We start from the raw sequence: 556 nt of genomic DNA, 5'->3' as shown, positions 1-556 counted from the left end.
TGCGCCGATGCTGCGGGCATGGCCCGTGGGTCTGCAACGCGGCCAGATGCAGCGGCGTGCTGTAGCCCTTGTGCTGGTCGAAGCGGTATTCCGGGTGCCGCGCGTGCAGTTCGTGCATCAGGCGGTCGCGCGTCACCTTGGCCACGATCGAGGCGGCCATGATGGCGCGGTCGAGCGCGTCGCCGCCGATCAATGCCTCGGCCGGGCAGGGCAGCCCCTTGGGCACGCGGTTGCCATCGATGCGCGCGAACCCGGCCACATGCGCCACGCCTTCCACCGCGCGCCGCATGCCGAGCATGGTCGCCTGGTAGATATTGATGCGATCGATCTCTTCGCTGTCGATCAACACCACCGACCACGCCAGCGCCCGATCGACGATGCGCGCATACAGCTGCTCGCGCCGCTCGGCCGTGAGCTGCTTGGAATCGTCCAGCCCGTTGATGCGCGGCTTGCCGGGATCGAACACCACTGCGGCCACGGCCACCGGCCCGGCCAGTGGGCCGCGGCCGGCTTCGTCGACGCCGGCGGTCAAAATCCGGGATTCGGCATTCGGGAT

Annotated in this window: 1 protein-coding gene; it reads right to left on the bottom strand. The window is 69.1% G+C overall.

Going from position 1 to position 556, the window contains the following annotated elements; all coding sequences use genetic code 11:
* A partial coding sequence (locus tag XAXN_RS20035; RefSeq protein WP_054320806.1) for a ribonuclease HII occupies positions 1-556 on the bottom strand: 556 nt, incomplete at both ends.

It is taken from the genome of Xanthomonas axonopodis (assembly GCF_001304695.1).
GTDB classification, from domain to species: Bacteria; Pseudomonadota; Gammaproteobacteria; order Xanthomonadales; family Xanthomonadaceae; genus Xanthomonas; species Xanthomonas axonopodis.
This window is presented reverse-complemented; position numbering and strand designations above follow the sequence as displayed.